General features: G+C 72.1%; 21 protein-coding genes. 15 read left to right on the top strand and 6 right to left on the bottom strand.

Annotated elements, in window-relative coordinates; all coding sequences use genetic code 11:
• Nucleotides 1-5: 5 nt before the first annotated feature.
• Nucleotides 6-680, bottom strand: a complete 675-nt coding sequence (locus EDD54_RS16515; protein WP_126538243.1) for a ribonuclease HII — start codon at nt 678-680, stop codon at nt 6-8.
• 93 nt (nt 681-773) lie between these two features.
• Here EDD54_RS16515 and EDD54_RS16510 point away from each other — a divergent pair, with 93 nt between their 5' ends.
• From EDD54_RS16510 to EDD54_RS16485, 6 genes are all read left to right on the top strand, one after another.
• Nucleotides 774-1,388 (top strand): histidine phosphatase family protein, encoded by a 615-nt coding sequence (locus EDD54_RS16510; protein WP_126538241.1) that lies wholly within the window; start codon nt 774-776, stop codon nt 1,386-1,388.
• A gap of 164 nt (nt 1,389-1,552) precedes the next feature.
• Nucleotides 1,553-1,939, top strand: coding sequence for a hypothetical protein (locus tag EDD54_RS16505; RefSeq protein WP_126538239.1), 387 nt, complete (start codon nt 1,553-1,555; stop codon nt 1,937-1,939).
• A 90-nt stretch (nt 1,940-2,029) separates the two neighbouring features.
• The gene (aroC, locus tag EDD54_RS16500; RefSeq protein ID WP_126538237.1) at nt 2,030-3,148 is read left to right on the top strand and encodes a chorismate synthase; all 1,119 of its coding nucleotides are present in this window, start codon (nt 2,030-2,032) and stop codon (nt 3,146-3,148) included.
• A 141-nt stretch (nt 3,149-3,289) separates the two neighbouring features.
• Nucleotides 3,290-4,555, top strand: a complete 1,266-nt coding sequence (locus EDD54_RS16495; RefSeq protein WP_166653462.1) for an MFS transporter — start codon at nt 3,290-3,292, stop codon at nt 4,553-4,555.
• Nucleotides 4,556-4,610: 55 nt separating this feature from the next.
• Complete coding sequence (locus tag EDD54_RS16490; protein WP_126538233.1) at nt 4,611-5,351, top strand: TlyA family RNA methyltransferase; 741 nt, start codon at nt 4,611-4,613, stop codon at nt 5,349-5,351.
• Nucleotides 5,338-6,567, top strand: a complete 1,230-nt coding sequence (locus EDD54_RS16485; protein ID WP_126538231.1) for a class I SAM-dependent RNA methyltransferase — start codon at nt 5,338-5,340, stop codon at nt 6,565-6,567. The genes EDD54_RS16490 and EDD54_RS16485 overlap by 14 nt, the downstream gene beginning before the upstream one ends.
• Before the next feature lie 55 nt (nt 6,568-6,622).
• Here the strand turns inward: EDD54_RS16485 and EDD54_RS16480 are convergent, their stop codons facing one another.
• Nucleotides 6,623-6,940 (bottom strand): hypothetical protein, encoded by a 318-nt coding sequence (locus tag EDD54_RS16480; protein WP_126538229.1) that lies wholly within the window; start codon nt 6,938-6,940, stop codon nt 6,623-6,625.
• A gap of 227 nt (nt 6,941-7,167) precedes the next feature.
• Here EDD54_RS16480 and EDD54_RS16475 point away from each other — a divergent pair, with 227 nt between their 5' ends.
• From EDD54_RS16475 to EDD54_RS16460, 4 genes are read left to right on the top strand one after another with little or no spacing between them, the layout of a single operon-like run.
• Nucleotides 7,168-7,710: a hypothetical protein gene (locus EDD54_RS16475; protein ID WP_126538227.1), complete on the top strand. Its 543-nt coding sequence runs from the start codon at nt 7,168-7,170 to the stop codon at nt 7,708-7,710.
• A gap of 26 nt (nt 7,711-7,736) precedes the next feature.
• Nucleotides 7,737-8,126 (top strand): hypothetical protein, encoded by a 390-nt coding sequence (locus tag EDD54_RS16470; protein ID WP_126538225.1) that lies wholly within the window; start codon nt 7,737-7,739, stop codon nt 8,124-8,126.
• A gap of 27 nt (nt 8,127-8,153) precedes the next feature.
• Complete coding sequence (locus tag EDD54_RS16465) at nt 8,154-8,633, top strand: hypothetical protein (protein ID WP_126538223.1); 480 nt, start codon at nt 8,154-8,156, stop codon at nt 8,631-8,633.
• Nucleotides 8,633-9,229 carry a hypothetical protein gene (locus tag EDD54_RS16460; protein WP_126538221.1) on the top strand — a complete coding sequence of 199 codons (597 nt, stop codon included), beginning with the start codon at nt 8,633-8,635 and terminating at the stop codon, nt 9,227-9,229. Before EDD54_RS16465 ends, EDD54_RS16460 begins: the two co-directional genes overlap by 1 nt.
• 66 nt (nt 9,230-9,295) lie before the next feature.
• On the opposite strand, the gene ald is transcribed toward EDD54_RS16460, so the two are convergent.
• Entirely contained in the window at nt 9,296-10,414 is a 1,119-nt protein-coding gene (ald, locus tag EDD54_RS16455; RefSeq protein WP_126538219.1) for an alanine dehydrogenase, read from the bottom strand.
• 218 nt (nt 10,415-10,632) lie between these two features.
• Here ald and EDD54_RS16450 point away from each other — a divergent pair, with 218 nt between their 5' ends.
• The 3 genes from EDD54_RS16450 to EDD54_RS16435 all read left to right on the top strand — a co-directional run bounded on the left by EDD54_RS16450 (nt 10,633) and on the right by EDD54_RS16435 (nt 12,584).
• Complete coding sequence (locus EDD54_RS16450) at nt 10,633-11,091, top strand: Lrp/AsnC family transcriptional regulator (protein WP_126538217.1); 459 nt, start codon at nt 10,633-10,635, stop codon at nt 11,089-11,091.
• Between the two features lie 659 nt (nt 11,092-11,750).
• Nucleotides 11,751-11,990, top strand: coding sequence for a hypothetical protein (locus EDD54_RS16440; RefSeq protein ID WP_126538215.1), 240 nt, complete (start codon nt 11,751-11,753; stop codon nt 11,988-11,990).
• 183 nt (nt 11,991-12,173) lie between these two features.
• Nucleotides 12,174-12,584 carry a rhodanese-like domain-containing protein gene (locus EDD54_RS16435; protein ID WP_126538214.1) on the top strand — a complete coding sequence of 137 codons (411 nt, stop codon included), beginning with the start codon at nt 12,174-12,176 and terminating at the stop codon, nt 12,582-12,584.
• A gap of 11 nt (nt 12,585-12,595) precedes the next feature.
• Here the strand turns inward: EDD54_RS16435 and EDD54_RS16430 are convergent, their stop codons facing one another.
• The gene (locus EDD54_RS16430; protein WP_245515796.1) at nt 12,596-13,717 is read right to left on the bottom strand and encodes a vWA domain-containing protein; all 1,122 of its coding nucleotides are present in this window, start codon (nt 13,715-13,717) and stop codon (nt 12,596-12,598) included.
• A 189-nt stretch (nt 13,718-13,906) separates the two neighbouring features.
• Here EDD54_RS16430 and EDD54_RS16425 point away from each other — a divergent pair, with 189 nt between their 5' ends.
• Both EDD54_RS16425 and EDD54_RS16420 read left to right on the top strand, forming a co-directional pair.
• A complete protein-coding gene (locus EDD54_RS16425) occupies nt 13,907-14,986 on the top strand; it encodes a M48 family metallopeptidase (RefSeq protein WP_126538212.1) in 1,080 nt (359 codons plus the stop codon).
• A gap of 1 nt (nt 14,987) precedes the next feature.
• Nucleotides 14,988-15,893 carry an MBL fold metallo-hydrolase gene (locus EDD54_RS16420; RefSeq protein ID WP_126538210.1) on the top strand — a complete coding sequence of 302 codons (906 nt, stop codon included), beginning with the start codon at nt 14,988-14,990 and terminating at the stop codon, nt 15,891-15,893.
• Between the two features lie 10 nt (nt 15,894-15,903).
• Here the strand turns inward: EDD54_RS16420 and EDD54_RS16415 are convergent, their stop codons facing one another.
• Both EDD54_RS16415 and EDD54_RS16410 read right to left on the bottom strand, forming a co-directional pair.
• Complete coding sequence (locus tag EDD54_RS16415) at nt 15,904-16,677, bottom strand: DUF1499 domain-containing protein (protein ID WP_126538208.1); 774 nt, start codon at nt 16,675-16,677, stop codon at nt 15,904-15,906.
• Between the two features lie 7 nt (nt 16,678-16,684).
• Nucleotides 16,685-17,686, bottom strand: coding sequence for a DnaJ C-terminal domain-containing protein (locus EDD54_RS16410; protein WP_126538206.1), 1,002 nt, complete (start codon nt 17,684-17,686; stop codon nt 16,685-16,687).
• Between the last annotated feature and the right edge of the window lie 29 nt (nt 17,687-17,715).

Raw genomic sequence — 17,715 nt, 5'->3', positions numbered from 1 at the left:
CGCGACTAGCCTCTTCCGGCCAGCATCTCGCGGATCGGACGGAAGCTGCGCCGGTGCAGCGGGCAGGGGCCGTGCTGCGCGAGGCGGGCGGCGTGGTCGGCGGTGCCGTAGCCGCGATGGCGCTCGAAGCCGTATTCGGGATGGTGCCGCGCGGCGACCTCCATCATCCGGTCGCGCGTCACCTTGGCGACGATCGACGCGGCTGCGATCGCCGCCACCCGCGAATCGCCCTTGACCAGCGCCGCGCCGCGCAGCCCGCGGGCCCGGCAGTCGGGCGGCACGTCGCGGCCGTCGACCAACACGCCGACCGGCGGCACAGCCAGCGCCGCCACCGCCCGCGCCATCGCCCAGAGCGTGGCGGCGCGGATGTTCATGGCGTCGATCCGCGCCACTGATGCCGAGGCGAGCGCCACCACGTGGTCGCGGCAGATCGCCTCGTACATCGCCTCGCGGGCGGCTGGGCCGACCTGCTTGGAATCGGTGAGCCCGGCCGGCAGCGGCGCGTCGGTCAGGATCACCGCCGCGGTGACCACCGGCCCGGCCCAGGGGCCGCGCCCCGCCTCGTCGACGCCGGCGACCGGCCCGCCCCACTGCCGGGCGTAGGCCTCCTCGATCCGGCGGTCGCAGGGGCCGGCGAGGTCGGCGAAGAGGTCGCCGGAAAGCGAATCGCGATCGGTCATGGATCGGACAGTGCCAGCGCCGCGCGCGCCGGTGAAGGTCGCGCCGACGCCCGGCGCTTGATCCGGCGGCATGGATCGGGCAAGGCGAGGGCCATGAGCCCGCTCGCGAACCACCCCCACGACCTCGTCGTCGTCCGCCACGGTCAGACCGACTGGAACGCCGCCCTGCGCCTGCAGGGCCGCGAGGACATCCCGCTCAACGACACCGGCCGCGCCCAGGCCCGTCGCAACGGCGCCGCCTTCGCCGAGCGCTGCGCCCGTCTCGGTCTCGATCCGGCGACGCACTACGACTATCTCGCCTCGCCGCTGTCGCGCGCCAGCGAGACGATGCGGCTGTTCCGCGAGGCGGCGGGGCTCGATCCGCTCGCCTTCCGCACCGACGAGCGGCTGGTCGAGATCGACTTCGGACGCTGGTCCGGCCTGACCGGTGCCGAGATCGAGGCGCGCGATCCCGAGGAATGGGCACTGCGCCACACCGAGAACTGGCACCACGTGCCGCCCGGCGGCGAGAGCTCCGCCGCCGCGATCGACCGGCTGACGCCCCTGGTCCAGGCGCTCGCCCGCCCGACGGTGCTCGTCACCCACGGCGGCGTCAACCGCGTCCTCAGCGTGCTGCTCGGCATCCTCGCGGTGGCGGAGACCCGCGGTTTCACGACGCCGCAGGACCGCTTCTACGTCTGGTCCGGCGGCACGGTGGAGTGGGTGTGAGCCCGTACGACGCTCGCAATCCGAGAGTGGCGTGCCGCCTTCTCCGGCTGTTGCATGCGCGCCACTCTTGCTCGCGTCGTCGTTCATCCAGGTTCTAAAGGTGGTATTCTTCTACCAGAAGAAATAGCTTCGGTTGCGCAAGTTCAATCGAGGGGCGTCGAAGCATGAGTTTTCTGCGCAATGCGGTCGCCGTGGTCGCGGCGGTATGGGCCGGATCCGCGGCCGCCGAGGACGTGACGATCGATCTGGGAAAGGGCGAGGCGTTCTCGACCGCCTTCGCCCTCTATACCCCCGATTGCCGGTCGCCGGGCGCTCTCACGATGACCATCGTGACCGCGCCGAAGCACGGCAAGGCGGAAGTGGTCCGCGGCGATTACGTCATGGAGGGCAAGTGCAAGGGTCACAAGACCCGCGCGACTTTCCTGCGCTACCGTCCTGACAAGGGCTTCACCGGATCGGATCTCCTCGTCGTCAACTATCGCTCTCCGACCAACACCGGTGAGCTGATCCAGCCGACCAAGGAGTATCGCATCACCTTCCAGGTGAAGTGAGAGCCCCGCTCGGGCGGGACGGTTTGACCTTCCCGCCCGGCACGCCTAGAGAAGGCGCCGATCCCGCACTCGACGAGACGTCGGCGCCCCATGTCGCACAACAGCTTCGGCCATCTCTTCCGCGTCACCACCTGGGGCGAGAGCCACGGCCCGGCGCTCGGCTGCGTCGTCGACGGCTGCCCGCCGGGCATCCCGCTGACGGCGGCGGACATCCAGGCCTTCCTCGACCGCCGCAAGCCCGGCCAGTCGCGCTTCGTCACCCAGCGCCGCGAGCCCGACGAGGTCGAGATCCTCTCCGGCGTGTTCGAGGACGACCGCACCGGCGGCCCGGTCACCACCGGAACGCCGATCTCGCTGATGATCCGCAACGTCGACCAGCGCTCCAAGGACTACGGCGACATCCGCGACACCTATCGTCCCGGCCACGCCGACCTCGGCTACGACCTGAAGTACAGCGTCCGCGACTACCGCGGCGGCGGCCGCTCGTCGGCGCGCGAGACCGCGGCCCGCGTCGCCGCCGGCGCGATCGCGCGCAAGATCCTCCCCGGCGTCACCATCCGCGGCGCGCTGGTCCAGGTCGGCCGCGAACGGATCGACCGCGCCGCCTGGGACTGGGACGAGGTCGACCGCAACCCGTTCTTCTGCCCGGACGCCGGCGCCGCCCGGCGCTTCGAGGCCCATCTCGACGCGATCCGCAAGGCCGGCTCCTCGGTCGGCGCGGTGATCGAAGTGGTCGCCGAGGGCGTTCCGGCCGGCTGGGGTGCACCGATCTACGGCAAGCTCGACCAGGACATCGCCTCGGCCTTCATGTCGATCAACGCCGTCAAGGCGGTGGAGATCGGTGCCGGCATGGCCGCCGCCGAACTCACCGGCGAGGAGAACGCCGACGAGATGCGGATGGGCAACGACGGCACCATCCTGTTCGGCTCCAACAACGCCGGCGGCATCCTCGGCGGCATCTCCTCGGGCCAACCGGTGGTCGCCCGCTTCGCGGTCAAGCCGACCTCGTCGATCCTGACGGACCGGCGGTCGGTGTCGTCGGCCGGCGCCGACGTCGACGTCCGCACCAAGGGCCGCCACGACCCCTGCGTCGGCATCCGTGCCGTGCCGGTCGGCGAGGCGATGATGGCGATCGTGCTCGCCGACCACCTGCTCCGCCACCGCGCCCAGACCGGCCGCGACGGTCCGGTCGCCTTCCCGTTGCGCTGACGCCACGGTCGGGGCCGCGCGTCGCCGTCCCTGTTCGTCGCGCGTGCAACGGCGCCACAATTCCGGCATGCTGAGCGGGCAATTGCTTCGCGGGATCCAAGCGATCCCGCCGTCGGCTCTCCCCCCTTCCGGAACATCATCGTGGCCCAGACCCTGGCGCCGTTGGCGTCGCTCTTTCTCGGCATCTCCTTCCTCCTCTGCGGCAACGGCCTCCAGACCACGCTGGTGCCGCTGCGCGCCGCCGCCGAGGGGTTCTCCGCCGTCGAGATCGGTCTGATCGGGTCGTCCTACTACCTCGGCTTCGTCGTCGGCTGCCTGGCGACGCCGTATCTGATCGGCCGCGTCGGCCACATCCGCACCTTCGCCGCCCTGGTCTCGGCGGCGTCCGCGGTGGCGCTGGTGCACCCGATCGCCGTCGACGTCGTGGTCTGGACGCTGGCGCGCGCCGTCACCGGCTTCGCGCTCGCCGGGCTCTACCTGATCGTCGAGAGCTGGCTCAACGACCGCGCCACCAACGAGAACCGCGGCTTCGTGATGAGCGCCTACATCATCACCAACTTCGTCACCATCACCGGCGGCCAGATGCTGGTGACCACCGCCCCGATCGGCGGCTTCACCCTGTTCGCCGTCGCCGCCATCCTGATCGGCATCGCCTCGATCCCGGTTGCGCTGAGCCGGGCGGCGCAGCCGGCGCCGGTGGCGGTGGTGCGCTTCGATCCGGTCAAGCTGTTCCGGATGGCTCCGGTCGGCATCGCCGGCAGCTTCATGATCGGCGTCGCCAACGGCGCCTTCTGGTCGCTCGGCACGCTCTACGCCACTGCCCGCGGCCTCTCCGCCGACGGCGCGGCCATCTTCATGTCGATCGCCGTGATCGGCGGCGCGGTGATGCAGTGGCCGGTCGGCCGCCTCTCCGACAGCCGCGACCGCCGCATCGTCCTCGCCGGCGTGATGATCGCCGCGGCCGCCGCGGCGCTGGTGTTCGCCCTGGTGCCGCTCTCGGGCGTGCCGCTGATGGCGATGGCGCTGGTGTTCGGCATGGCGAGCCTGACCGGCTACTCGGTCGCCGCCGCCCACGCCTACGACCGCGCCGACAAGTCGAGCTACGTCGAGATGGCCGCCGGCGTGCTGCTCGCCAACGGCCTCGGTTCGGTGATCGGCCCGATCTCGGCGTCGGCGCTGATCCAGCATTTCGGCGCCTCGGCGCTGTTCTTCTTCATGACCGCGACGCAGCTCGTCCTGGTCGTCTTCATCGCCCTGCGCACCGCCGTCCGTGCGGGCGCGACCGACGCCGAGAAGACCGGCTTCGACGTCGCCGCCACCGCGCCGGTCGGCGGGCCGATCGCCCCGGAGCCGCAGTCGCGGCCGGCCGCCCCGCGCCCGGCCGCCGTGCTCGACGACGCCGCCTGATCCCGCCCGAGGCCGGCCCTTGCAAATCCGGCCGGCCTCGCGCACACCCACGGCCATGTCCCGCATCCGTCTCGACCAGTTCGTCGTCGCCCGCGGCCTCGCCGAGACGCGGGCGCGCGCCCGCGACGCCATCCTGCGCGGCGCCGTCACCGTCGACGGCCGGGTCGCGACCAAGGCCGGCGAGCCGGTCGACGAGGGCGCCGACGTCCGCCTCGACGATCCGGCGGCGCGCTGGGTGTCGCGGGCGGCGCTGAAACTGGTCGGCGGGCTCGACGCCTTCGGATTCGATGTCGCCGGCCGCCGTGCCCTCGACGTCGGCGCCTCCACCGGCGGCTTCACCGAGGTGCTGCTCGACCGCGGCGCCGCCCACGTCACCGCCATCGACGTCGGCCACGGCCAGCTCCACCCGCGCGTCGCTGCCGATCCCCGGGTGACCGCGATCGAGGGTCTCAACGCCCGCGAGCTCTCCGCCACCCACCTCGCCGGAGCGCCGGAGGCGGTGGTCTGCGACGTCTCCTTCATCTCGCTGACGCTGGCGCTGCCGCCGGCGCTGGCGCTCGCCGCGCCGGGGGCCGTCGGCGTCTTCCTGGCCAAGCCGCAATTCGAGGTCGGTCGCGAGCGGATCGGCAAGGGCGGCCTCGTCGATCCCGCCGAGGGCGAGGCGGCGGCGCGCCGGCTCGCCGCCTGGGTCGACGGCCGCGACGGCTGGCGCACGCTCGGCCTCGTCCCCTCGCCGATCGCCGGTGGCGACGGCAACCACGAACACCTGATCGGAGCGGTCCGTGACCGAACTTGAGATCCTCGGCCTCGGCCACCGCGGCGACGGCCTCGCCGACCTCGACGGCCGCGCGGTCTTCGTCGCCGGCGCGCTGCCCGGCGAGCGCGTCGCCGCCGACGTCGCGGGCGAACGCGGCCGGCTCGTCGAGATCCTCGCGCCGAGCCCCGACCGGATCGAACCGGTCTGCCCGCACTACGGCGCCTGCGGCGGTTGCGTGCTGCAACACCTCGCCCCGGCACCCTACGCCGACTTCAAGCGCCGTCTCGTCGTCGACGCGCTCGCCGACCGCGGCCTCGCGCCCGACGTCGAGCCGGCCGCGGTGGTGCCGCCGGGCTCGCGCCGCCGCGCCACCTTCGCCGGGACGACGGCCGGCCGCACGCCGCTGGTCGGCTTCACCGAGAAGGCGAGCCACCGCGTTGTGCCGGTCGAGGCCTGTCCGGTCTCGGTGCCCGAACTCCTCGCCACGCTGCCGGCGCTGCGCGCCCTGACCGCGCTCGTCGGGACCCGCAAGACCGCGCTCGACCTTGCCGTCACCGCCACCGACAGTGGTGCCGACGTCACGGTCTCCGGTCTCTCCGCCAAGGACGTCGACCGCCTGCGCCTGCCGCTGATCGACCTCGCCGCCCGCTTCGACCTCGCCCGCCTCTCCGTCGCCGGCGAAATCGTGGTCGAGCGCCGGCCGCCGGTGGTGACGATCGACGGCGTCGCCGTGCTGCTGCCGCCAGGCGGTTTCCTGCAGGCCTCGCGGGCCGCCGAGGCGATCATGGCCGAGGCGGTGGTGGCCGGGGTCGGTGCGGCGAAACGCGTCGCCGACCTCTATGCCGGCGTCGGCACCTTCGCGCTCCGGCTCGCCCGGACCGCCGACGTCACCGCCGCAGAGGGGGACGCCGCCGCCGTCGCCGCGCTCGACCGCGCCGCGCGCGGCATGACCGGACGCCACCGTATCCGGGCCGAGCGCCGCGACCTCGCGCGCCGGCCCTACGTGGAGAAGGAACTCGTCGGCTTCGACGCCGTGGTGTTCGACCCGCCGCGTGCCGGCGCCGCCGAGCAGGCCGGCTGGATCGCCAAGTCGGACGTGCGCAAGGTGGTGGCGGTCAGCTGCAATCCGGCGACGCTCGCGCGCGACCTCCGCACCCTGGTCGACGGCGGCTACCGGATCCGCCGCGTGCTGCCGGTCGACCAGTTCCTGTGGTCGAGCCACGTCGAGGTCGTCGCGGTGCTCGAGCGGGGCTGAGGCGCCCCGCCGGAAATGACCGGAGCGGGGCCGAGGCGCCCCGCCGGCGACGGGATCAGGTCACGAGCCGCAGCGCCGGGCGGCCGGCGGCCTTGCCCTGGGCGACCGGCGGGCGGGCCGGCGGGATCGGCTCGGAATTGCCGATGCGGGCGAGCAGTTCGGGGGCGCCGGTCAGCATCATCAGCCGGTCGGCGGTCTTGTCGAGGGCGGCCATCCAGACGTCGAGCGCCTCGGTGTCGACCTCGATCGTCTCGCGGCCGGGCTCGGTCTGGGCGCCGTCGAGACGGGCCTCGGCGACCACGCCGCGGATCCAGTTCCGGTAGAGGTCGAGGAACTCGCTGAGCACCCGGACCTCGTCCTCCCGCGTCATCATCCCAGCCGCCATCGCACCACCCACGCAACCGAACCGTCACGCGCCGGCGATTCGCGCCGACACCCTCAGGATCGGCCACGGTTCTTGCCAGAGCTTTACCGGCACGGGGTTTTTCGGATCGGGCGCCCGCCGGTCCGCGGTGTCGCGAATCCTTCACGAGGGCTTCGACTTGACGCTGTCGTCCACAGGTGGTCCACTCTGACGTCCTCGCTGGGGGAGGCGCCGTCATGCGGACCGCTGTCCTGTCGCTGGCCTTCGTCACGATCCTCGCGCATGCCGCCGCCGTGGCCGGAGAGGCCCGGGTGCCGCCGCGGCCCGGCCTCGTCTTCGGCTGGTACGACCCGGCGACAGATCGATTCCTGCCCGAGAGCGCTCCGTCCGCGGTCGCCGACACGTCGGGCCCCGCCGCGGGACGCGTGCGCGGCACGCTGGTCGTCGAGGTGACCGTCGACCTCGTCAGCAAGGTGCCCGCCGGCGAGGAGATTTCCGTCTTCGTCGATGGCCGGATCGGCAATGACGGCACCGCGACCGAGCGCAGCTACAACGACTACCGTACGGAGGGCGCCGCGCGGCGCGTCGGCGCCACCGCCTCCTACACCGCGGCCTTGCCCTACGGCTTCCGGGCTGCCGACGAGAAGACGATGCTGACCGTCTGGGTCGACGCCTCGACCGCGGTCGGCACCGCCCGGCCACGGACCAGCCAGATGCTCCGCGTCCCCCTGCCGCAGGCCGGTGGACGGCTCGTGATCCCCGTCCGTCTCGCCCTCTGACCCTGCGCGCCGAGGAGACGACCGCCATGCGAGGCTTCCCGATCGCCCTGGCCGCCGCGGCGGCACTGGTCGCCGCGAGTTCCGCCGGCGCGGCCGAGCGTACCGGCACGATCCGCGTCGTCGCCACCGTGTTCCTCGACGGCGGCGGCACGTCGCTGCCCGGCGTCCAGGTCGGTGCGACCGCGCGCTTCGGGTCGTTCAACTATTCCGGCAGCGCCACGGTCACCGCCGTGCCGAAGGGCGGGCGGGTCGCGATCGAACTGCCCTATCGCGTCGACCTCGATCCCGCCGACACGGTGGTCCGCGTCGGCGTGACGGTGTCGTCGGGCACCACCGGACGGTCCACAGCGCTCAACCTCACGCTGCCGCTGCCCCGCGGCGGCGTCACCACGGTCCACGTGCCGGCCGCACTCTGAAGGTTCTCGATCCTGGGAGACGATGCCGTGACGCCCAAGCTCCTGGTCCTCGCCGCAGCCCTTTCCGCCGCAGTGCTCGGGTCGGGCCCGGCCCGCGCCGACGGGGAACCCGCCGGCACCGTCGTCGCCACCGAGGCCGCGATCGTACGCATCGACGCCCGCGGCAAGATCCGGATCAGCGGCGAGCTGGTTTTCAACGACGCCATCCCCGACGGTGCCGTCGTCGGCGTCGCCGCCTATCTCTCCTGGTACGACGACACCTATTCCAACACCTCGTCGTCGTCGGTCCAGGTGTCGGTGGTCGGCCGCAAGGCGCGCTACGTGGTCGTGGTGCCCTATCGCTGGTCGGTCGCCGATCGGACCGGCAAAATGTCGGTCTCGATCAGCCCGTCCTACTACCGGTTCGACGGTGGACGGCAGTACGGCGCCTACGGGTCGATCCAGCGCAGCATCGCGCTGCCGAAGAACGACACCACGGTCAAGCTGACGATGAGCGGGGCGCTGTGATGCGGCCGGCCCGCCGCCTCGTGGCGCTCGCCGCCGTGCTGCTGGCCTCGGCCGCGTCGGCGGCGGCCGGCCGCCCGCCGCCGGGGGCGATCCCTGGCTGGTTCGATCCGGCCACCGGCCGCTTCGAGCCGCTCGCCACCGGATCCGTTCCAGAGGACGCCGTCGCCGCGCCGCCGCCGCCGGCCGACAGCGCCTACGTCTCCGGCAGCCTCACGATGAACCTCTCCTACACCGCGCCGGCGGGTCTGAGGGTGGAGCCGACCGATACGCTGCGCTGCAGCGTCTACGTCGCGGTGTTCTGGAAGCCCGTCGGGGCGAGCCGGCCGAATGCCTCCGAGCGAATCGACTACCGCGTTTCGATCAACACGGCCTGGAAGGACCGGCCGCGCTCGCTCGTCGTCCCGACGACCATGCCGACCGACGAGATCGCCGAGCCGACACCCACCGTCTTCCGGCAGTTCGAGTGCTCGCTCTACGGCACCGACTCCGACGGCGACAGCTTCGCCGACGGCACCGACATTTTCATCGGCCGCTCCAACCAGCGCGACACCTTCGGGCCGAAGGTCGAGGAGGACGTGACGATCTTCTTCGACTGACCGTCCGCATCGGCGGGGGGGCGGAAGGCGGACGCGCGTCCGCCTTCCGATTTCCGGGTACTCGGTTCAGGCGGCGAGAGCCTGCGCGGTGTCGCGGTAGTCGAAGCCGAGGGCATCGGCGACCGCCTTGTAGGTGATGCGGCCGGCGTGGACGTTGAGGCCGGCGGCGAGGTGGCGGTCCTCGGCGAGGGCGCGCTTCCAGCCCTTGTCGGCGATCGCCAGCGTGAAGGGCAGGGTCGCGTTGTTGAGCGCGAAGGCCGACGTGCGCGCGACGCCGCCCGGCATGTTGGCGACGCAATAGTGCACCACGCCGTCGACCACGTAGGTCGGGTTCGAGTGGGTGGTGGCGCGCGAGGTCTCGGCGGCGCCGCCCTGGTCGATCGCGACGTCGACCAGCACCGAGCCGGTCTTCATCGCGGCGACGTGCTCCCGGGTGACGAGCTTCGGCGCTGCGGCACCGGGCACCAGCACGGTGGAGATCACGAGGTCGGCGCGGGTGACCAGCCGGCCGATGGTGTCGGCGTTGGAATGGGCGGTCTTGACCCGCGAGCCGAAGGTGGCGACCAGCCGGCGCAGCACGTCGAGCGAACGGTCGACGACGGTGACGTCGGCGCCGAGGCCGATCGCGACCTGCGCCGCGTTGGTGCCGGCGACGCCGCCGCCGAGGATCACCACCTCGGCCGGCAGCACGCCCGGCACGCCGCCGAGCAGCACGCCCATGCCGCCGCCAGCGTTCTCGAGGCAGTGCGCGCCGACCTGCGGCGCCATCCGGCCCGCCACCTCCGACATCGGCGCCAGCAGCGGCAGCGAGCCGTTGGCGGCCGTCACCGTCTCGTAGGCGATGCAGGTGGCGCCGGAGGCCATCAGGTCGCGGGCCTGATCGGGATCGGGCGCGAGGTGCAGATAGGTGAAGAGGATCTGGCCCTCGCGCAGCTTGCGCCGCTCCACCGCCTGCGGCTCCTTGACCTTGACGATCATGTCCGCGGTCGCGAACACCTCGTCGGCGCCGTCGACGATGCGGGCGCCGGCGGCGCGATAGGCCTCGTCGTCGACGCCGATGCCGCGGCCGGCGCCGGTCTCCACCAGCACCTCGTGGCCGTGGCCGGCGAGTTCGCGCACCGACGACGGCACCAGGCCGACGCGATCCTCGTGGTCCTTGATCTCCTTGGGCACACCGACGCGCATCTTCGATCTCCTCCGATCGTCGTTCTTGCCGGCCCGTCGGCGTCCCCCGTTCCCCCGCGGAGGCTGTCGACCTCATCGTGCCCGCCTCGTCCGGGCCGGATACGACGGAAATCATGCGCTCGGCCCAACGCAATTTCCTGCGATCCGGAGGGCGTCGGGGGCCGCAACTTCGCAGATCGTGCTATGGTTCGTCGGTTTCGTCGCAGGAAGTTCGAGAGATGAAGCTCGACGCCACCGATCGTGCGATCCTGATCGCGCTCCAGCAAAACGCCCGGCTGACCAACGCCGAACTCGCCGAGCGCGTCCACCTCTCGCCGTCGGCCTGTCTCAGGCGCACCAGGCTGCTCGAGGAGAGCGGTCTCGTCGCCCGCTACGTCGCCCTGCTGGACGCCCGCATCGCCGGCCTTGCCGGCACCGCCTACGTCTCGGTCACCCTCGACAGCCAGGGCCGCGACGCGCTGGAGAAATTCGAGGCGGCGGTGCGCACGGTGCCGGAGATCACCGAGTGCTACCTGCTCGCCGGCCAGCACGACTACCTGCTGCGCGTCGTCTACCGCGACAGCGCCGACCTCGAACGCCTCCACACCGAGATCCTGACGCCGCTGCCCGGGGTGGTCCGTGTGATGTCGACGCTGACGCTGCGCACGGTGAAGCGCACGACCAAGCTGCCGATCTGACGGGAGCGGGGTGGCGGCGGTGGGGGCATATCATCCATGGGGTTCCCCCGCGCACCATCCGATTCCGACTGCGCGGCCCTGTGGGGACGTGGGTGGTTCGCCTGCTCGGATCGAGCCATAGCTGGCCTCAACGCCCGCTTCCCCGGCCCGTGATTCCAGCTGGAGAACGGACTGTCGTGGAACTGGCACCGGTAATACGGCGCTTCTCTGCGGCGGTATGTGCGGTCGGAACCGCTGGGGCTGGGGGACGGGCCGAGCGTGTATGGGTACGTTCGGCAGAACTCGATGGCAGGAGCGAATTCAGGGGGCGCTTTATGGCGTACCATGAGGTAACGGTGCCTTGCTATTGGGTCTCCGTGCTGTACGACCGTCGTCAGAGCAACGGATTTGCTACAGAGGCGGTGCGAATACAGGCGAACTTACTCCGCTGATGTGTCCACCTTGCCAGAATATTTCCGGAAGAATAGTTCCCGTTGGCACTATGGGTTATCGCGTGATAAAGTCGCTCCCAGCGGAACTCATTGGCATTTTCCAGAAAACCAATATATTCTGTATGCGGAAGGCCATTCCCCGCTCCAGTTTGTAAGTGTTTTTTGGATGTCTGATGGTGCAGGTGGAATACCATCGCCATTTGGCTTTATTCAAGTAGAGCCGCTCAAATGAAAGTCGACAATATAGATATTGGTGTTGGGGATTTGCTTTATATCGGAAGTAGTTTATCAGGAATAGTTGTTGCCGATCTTGATAAGAGAGAGTTTATTGATAATTCTCACAAAGATGCATGGGCGTTTCTCAAGCATGGAATAGTAATTTTGTCCGGCGAGGCGGGATATATACATTTCGATGGGAATAGCGATAGCCTATCATATATTCCAAGGCACAGAGAAGATATAACGTGAGCGGCGTAGAATTGAGAATCGCAGATTAAATAGGTGCCGGCGAGGAGCTGCGCCGCGCTCTCTCCGCGCGGCCGCGGCCAGTCCGGCTATTCCCGTGCGGCTACCTGCCCGTTAGCGCTTCAATCCGCCCGCCTCCCTCGTTACGCTCCCCCCCACGACCGGACGACGATCGGGAGGATCCGCATGAGGAAGGGCTACAAGGACCTGCTGCGCGAGGCGGAGGCCGAGATCACGGCGGTGCCGGTGGACGAGGCGATCGCGCTCGCCGCCGCCGGCGAGGTGCTGTTCGTCGACCTGCGCGATCCCCGTGAGCGCGAGCGCGAGGGCTCGATCCCCGGCGCCTTCTCCTGCCCCCGCGGCATGCTGGAGTTCTGGATCGACCCGGACAGCCCCTATTTCAAGCCGGTGTTCGGCGAGGGCCGGCGCACGGTGTTCTTCTGCGCCAGCGCTTGGCGTTCGGCGCTGGCGACCAGGACGGCGCAGGACATGGGCCTGCCCGCGGTCTCGCACCTCACCGGCGGATTCACCGCCTGGAAGGCCGCCGGCGGCGCGGTCGAGGAGATCGGCCGCAAGCCGCCGGCGTCCACGGGCTGACGCGGCCGCCGTCAGAGCATCTGGCGGGCGATCGTCTGCCGGATCGCGCCGTCGAAGCTGTCGCCCTCGGCGGGGCCGGCCTTGGCGGCCGCCTCGCTCAGGAAGGCGTCGCGCTTGGCGACGAGGTCGGCGACCTCGCCCTGGATCCGCTCGCGCTCGGCGATCTTCGCCTTCACCGCCGCCTCGAGCTCGGCGGGCGCGAGGTCGCGCACCTCCTCCGGGAGCGCGTCGCGGTCGACGGTCGCGAGGTCGGCCTCGCCGGACTGGACGTCGGCGACGAGGTCGCCGCCGCCGGTGACGACGCTGCGTGCCGCCGGCGCCGTCGGACGGATCTCGTAGGAGGCCATGTCGGACGCCGCCGCCGGGGCGGCCTGGGCCTTGAGGCGGAGCTTGTCCTCCACCGCGCCGCGCTGGTCGCGGTCGCCGTAGGGCACGACGGTGAGGTTGAGCTGGAGCTGCAGCTCCCGGATCTGCTGGTCGTAGGGCGTCTCGATCACCCTGACGTTGCCCGACTGCGGGATCGCGACGTAGTCGCCTTTCCCGAGCGCGGCGATCGCGCGCCAGGCGACCTCGGTGTCCTCCGCCGCGCCGGCCTGCACCGCGTTGACGACGATGCCCCGGCGTTCGGCGATCTTCAGCGTATCGGTGAAGGCGACGTCCTGGATGTAGTCCATGTGCGGCGGCGCGTCGCCGACCAGGAACACCATCCGGCGGGTCGCCCCGCCGTCGGTCCACTCGAGCCGGTTCACCGCCGTCGCCAGCGCCTCGTTGACCGCCTCCGGCCAGTCGCCGCCGCCGTCGGCCTCGTAGCCGACCAGCCTGCCGTAGAGGCCGTGGAGGTCGCCGGTCAGGGCCGTGACGTCGGTGACGTAGACGTCGCCGCGATCCCGGTAGCCGACCAGGGCGAAGCGGATGTCGGCGTCCGGGCGGGTGCGGCGGATCTCGTCGGCGATCGACCAGATCTTCTTCTTGGCGCCGTCGATCAGGTCGGCCATCGATCCTGTGGTGTCGAGCACGAAGGCGACCTCGACGCGCTCGACCGGCCGCTGCTGCCCATCCGGGGCGGCGAGCGCGACGGCGGGTGCGGCCGAAAGCAGCGTGGCGGCGAGAAGCGTCCTGGCGAACATGGTCATGGTGTCTCCCCCGGTGCGGCGGCGGTGCCCCCCGGTGCCGCCGTGGAACCGGAGCGTGGACCTGGAGCTTGGACGAGGTAGGGCGCCGCGGCGTCCGCCGACCGGCGGATTTCCGGCCGAATTGCGGAGCGGTGACAGACGGGCACCGCACCGGCACGATGGGCGCCGGCGGCGAAGGAGGTCTCGGGCATGTGGATCGAGGGCAGGGCGGTGCTGCGCGAGCGCGCCGGTGCACCCGGACGGGGCGTCGGCGTGGCGCTCGACATGCGCGGGCTGACGCTGCGCGGCGCCGCCGGCGAGGAGATCGGCCGCTGGCCGTTCGGCGGCCTCGTCCGCGGCACCGAGCGCGACGCCTTCGTGCTGACCCGCCGCGGTGCCGCCGAACGACTCGAGATCGCCGAACCTGCCACGCGCGCCGCCTTCGAGGCCGCGCTGAAGGCGCTGCCGCGCGAGCGACGCGGCCGGATGCCGGGCGGGCTCGCCATCGGCGCCGTCGCCGTCCTCGCGCTGGTCGTGCTCGCCGTCTACGGCGCGTGGCGCGGGCTGACCGCGCTCGCCGATTCGGCGGCGGCGCTGGTGCCGGACGACGTCGTCGCCGCTATCGACCGGGCCGGCCTGCCGGGCGTGCTCGATACCGTCGCGGCCGGACCGCGCTGCGAGGCCCCGGCCGGGCAGCGCGCCCTCGACGCCCTCGCGGGCCGGCTCGCCGACGCCGGCGGCGTCAGGCCGATCGACTGGCACGTGGCGGTCCATCGGTCGGACGTGCCGAACGCCCTGGCGCTGCCCGGCGGCACCATCGTCGTCACCGAAGCGCTGCTGCGGCACGCCTCGCCCGACGCCTTCGCCGGCGTGCTCGCCCACGAGATCGGCCACGTCCACCTGCGCCACGGCCTGAAGGCGATGGTCCACGAGGGCGGCCTCGCCCTGATGTTCGGCATGGTCACCGGAGATCCCTCCGGCCTCGTCGCCGGCGCCGGCCGGCTCGTGATCGGCTCGGCCTACTCGCGCGACGCGGAGCGCGAGGCGGACGCCTTCGCGGTGACGGCGCTCGCCGCCGCCGGCGGCGATCCGACCGCGCTGGCGCCCTTCCTCGCGACGATCGAAACGACGGGCGGCGACGTCGCCGGCGGGTTGATCTCGACCCACCCGCTCGGCGCCGACCGCGCCGCGGCGATCACGGCCGCCGCCGCCACCGCACACCGCGGCGCCGGACCGGCGCTCACCGCGGCCGACTGGGCCGCCATCCGATCCATCTGCGGAGACTTCTGACGTGGCGATCCGCTTCGACCGCAACTTCGATCCCGCCTATGGCGAAGCCGTCGAACTCGTGCCCGGCATCCGCCGGCTCACCGCCCGCAATCCCGGCGGCTACACCTTCCACGGCACCAACACCTATCTCCTCGGCACCGCCGCGCTGGTCGTGGTCGATCCCGGGCCGGACGACCCGGCGCACCGCGCCGCCATCCTCGCCGCAGCCGGCGGTCGGCCGATCCGCGAGATCCTGGTCACCCACACCCACCGCGACCATTCGCCGGGCGCCCGTCCGCTCGCCGCGGCGACGGGCGCGGCGGTGATCGGCTGCGGCCCGCATGTCTTCTCCCGTCCGCTCCACCTCGGCGAAGCCACCGCCCTCGACGCTTCCGCCGACGCCGACCACGCGCCCGACCGGATCCTGTCGGACGGCGAGCGCGTCGCCACCGCCGCCGGCCCGGTGACGGCGCTGGCGACGCCCGGCCACACCGCCAACCACCTCTGTTTCGCGCTCGAGGAGGCCGGGGTGCTGATCTCCGGCGATCACGTCATGGCGTGGTCGACCACCATCGTCGCCCCGCCCGACGGCGCGATGGCGCCCTACATGGCCTCGCTCGCCCGCCTCGCGGAGCGACCCGAGGCGCTCTATCTGCCCGGCCACGGCGGACCGGTGTGCGACGCCCACGCCTTCCTCGCCGGGCTCGCCGAGCACCGCCTCGCCCGCGAGGCCGCGGTGCTCGCCGCCGTCGCGGCGGGCGCGCGGACGATCCCGGAGATCGTCGCCACCGTCTACGCCGACACCGACCGCAGGCTCTGGGGCGCGGCCGGCCTGTCGGTGTTCGCGCAGCTGGAATGGCTGGTCGAGAAGGGGGTGGTCGCAACCGACGGCGACCCGGTGCTCACCGGCGCCTACGCGGCGGCGTGACCGCCCGTCGTCACCCGGCGGCGGGACGCTTGGCGACTTCGTCGAGCTTGGCGAAGAAGGCACGGATGCGCCGGGCGTTCTCGCCGAGGTCGACCATCGGCATCTGCGATCCCGAGCGCACGTCGATGCGCGAGCCGGCGCCGTCGGGCGCGATCCGCACCGCGACGTCGATCGGCAGGCCGAGCAGCAGCGAGCGTGCCTCGGCGTCGAGCGTGCCGGTGTCGTCCTCGCTCGCCGGCTCGGCCTCGGCTGTCACGGTCCAGCCGAGCTCGGCGAGCGTGCGCGCCACCACGGCGTGGGCTTCGACGGTCGAGAGCGGCAGCGAGCGCGGCAGGATGTCGGGATAGAAGCTGCGCTGCAGGTCGGCGTAGTCGGTCACGGGCGCGCGGGTCTCGATCGGCAGGGCCGGCCGCGGCGGCCGCGCGTGGAACACCGGGCGGTCGTCGAGGTCGGTCGAGACCTCGTCGATCGGGGGGAACAACAGGGCGCCGCCTGCGGCCCCGGCGAGCGGCGCAAGCGCCAGCGCCGACAGGGCGAAGCCGCCGAGGGCGCGCCCGAGGCCTGGCGAGCCGTCGCGCCAGACGTCGGCGAAGGCGACCAGGGCGCAGCCGATCCCGACCGCGGCGATCACCGGCACCGTCGCCAGCGCCGCCATCAGCGTGGTGCCGTCGACGAGGTCGAACCGGCGCGCCAGCGCCGCCTCCGCCAGCACCGCGAAGGCCAGCGCCCCGAAGAAACGGGCGGGGCCGACGGCGCGGGCCGGACGCGGCGGCAGCGACTTCATCGCCGGGTCAGCCGCCGAACTCGGGGCCGCGCGGCGAATAGGGCTTCACCTCGCGCCAGCGCTTCATCAGCTGTTCGAGGCCGCCGTCGGCGCCGTCCGGCAGCACCACGCGCGGTGTGACGTAGAGGTCGCCGCGCCCGCCGGCCTTGTCCGGCAGGCCCTTGCCCTTCAGCCGGAACGGCCGCGCGCCGGTGGTGCCGGCCGGCAGCGTCATGTCGACCGCGCCCTCGAGCGTCGGCACCCGCACCTTGGCGCCGAGCACCGCCTCGTCGAGCGAGACCGGCAGGTCGAGCCTGAGATTGTAGCCGTCGGGGCGGAACAGCGGGTGCGGCTCGTGCACCAGGATGACGATGGCGTCGCCCGGCGGCGCGCCCTCGCCGCCCTGGCCCTTGAGGCGCATCTGCTGTCCCGGTTCGAAGCCCAGGGGGATCTTGACGTCGAGCGTCTTGCCCGAGGGCAGGGTGACGCGGACCTTGCCGGAGCCGACGAGATCTTCGAGCCGCACCCGCGCGGTCACCATGGTGTCCGCGCCCTTGGCCGCGGCGCCGGCGCCCGGCCCGCCGGCGAAGGCGCCGAACTCGGCCTCGGGTCCGGCCGCGCGGCGGCGTCCGCCGCCGGTCTTGCGCGCGCCGGAGGCGAAGCCGGCGAAGGCGTCGCCGAAGATGTCGTTCAGGATGTCCTCGGTGCCGCGCTGGCCGCCGAAGCCGCCGCCGGCCGAGCGGAAGCCGCCGCGCTGGGCGCCGCCGCCGCCGCCGAAGTCGAAGCCCTCGAAGCCGGAGAATTTCGGCTTGCCCTCGGCGTCGATCTCGCCGGCGTCGAACTTGCGGCGCTTGTCGGCGTCGCCGAGGATCTCGTAGGCGGTGTTGATCTCGGCGAAACGGTCCTGCGCCTTGGGATCGTCCTTGTTGGCGTCGGGATGATGCTGCTTGGCGGCCTTGCGGAAGGCCTTCTTGATCTCGGCCTCGCTCGCGCTCTTCGGCACGCCCAGGACCACGTAGGGATCGCGCATGGGGTCGTCTGTCCTCGTGAGCGGGATTG

This window comes from Oharaeibacter diazotrophicus, from assembly GCF_004362745.1.
In the GTDB taxonomy this organism is placed as follows: domain Bacteria; phylum Pseudomonadota; class Alphaproteobacteria; order Rhizobiales; family Pleomorphomonadaceae; genus Oharaeibacter; species Oharaeibacter diazotrophicus.
This window is presented reverse-complemented; position numbering and strand designations above follow the sequence as displayed.

Excerpts from the sequence above, each read along its gene's own strand:
- EDD54_RS16515 (WP_126538243.1), bottom strand. The coding sequence starts at position 680 with ATGACCGATCGCGATTCGCTTTCCGGCGACCTCTTCGCCGACCTCGCC.
- EDD54_RS16510 (WP_126538241.1), top strand. The coding sequence starts at position 774 with ATGAGCCCGCTCGCGAACCACCCCCACGACCTCGTCGTCGTCCGCCAC.
- EDD54_RS16505 (WP_126538239.1), top strand. The coding sequence starts at position 1,553 with ATGAGTTTTCTGCGCAATGCGGTCGCCGTGGTCGCGGCGGTATGGGCC.
- aroC (WP_126538237.1), top strand. The coding sequence starts at position 2,030 with ATGTCGCACAACAGCTTCGGCCATCTCTTCCGCGTCACCACCTGGGGC.
- EDD54_RS16490 (WP_126538233.1), top strand. The coding sequence starts at position 4,611 with ATGTCCCGCATCCGTCTCGACCAGTTCGTCGTCGCCCGCGGCCTCGCC.
- EDD54_RS16480 (WP_126538229.1), bottom strand. The coding sequence starts at position 6,940 with ATGATGACGCGGGAGGACGAGGTCCGGGTGCTCAGCGAGTTCCTCGAC.
- EDD54_RS16475 (WP_126538227.1), top strand. The coding sequence starts at position 7,168 with ATGCGGACCGCTGTCCTGTCGCTGGCCTTCGTCACGATCCTCGCGCAT.
- EDD54_RS16470 (WP_126538225.1), top strand. The coding sequence starts at position 7,737 with ATGCGAGGCTTCCCGATCGCCCTGGCCGCCGCGGCGGCACTGGTCGCC.
- EDD54_RS16460 (WP_126538221.1), top strand. The coding sequence starts at position 8,633 with ATGCGGCCGGCCCGCCGCCTCGTGGCGCTCGCCGCCGTGCTGCTGGCC.
- ald (WP_126538219.1), bottom strand. The coding sequence starts at position 10,414 with ATGCGCGTCGGTGTGCCCAAGGAGATCAAGGACCACGAGGATCGCGTC.
- EDD54_RS16450 (WP_126538217.1), top strand. The coding sequence starts at position 10,633 with ATGAAGCTCGACGCCACCGATCGTGCGATCCTGATCGCGCTCCAGCAA.
- EDD54_RS16440 (WP_126538215.1), top strand. The coding sequence starts at position 11,751 with ATGAAAGTCGACAATATAGATATTGGTGTTGGGGATTTGCTTTATATC.
- EDD54_RS16435 (WP_126538214.1), top strand. The coding sequence starts at position 12,174 with ATGAGGAAGGGCTACAAGGACCTGCTGCGCGAGGCGGAGGCCGAGATC.
- EDD54_RS16430 (WP_245515796.1), bottom strand. The coding sequence starts at position 13,717 with ATGACCATGTTCGCCAGGACGCTTCTCGCCGCCACGCTGCTTTCGGCC.
- EDD54_RS16425 (WP_126538212.1), top strand. The coding sequence starts at position 13,907 with ATGTGGATCGAGGGCAGGGCGGTGCTGCGCGAGCGCGCCGGTGCACCC.
- EDD54_RS16415 (WP_126538208.1), bottom strand. The coding sequence starts at position 16,677 with ATGAAGTCGCTGCCGCCGCGTCCGGCCCGCGCCGTCGGCCCCGCCCGT.
- EDD54_RS16410 (WP_126538206.1), bottom strand. The coding sequence starts at position 17,686 with ATGCGCGATCCCTACGTGGTCCTGGGCGTGCCGAAGAGCGCGAGCGAG.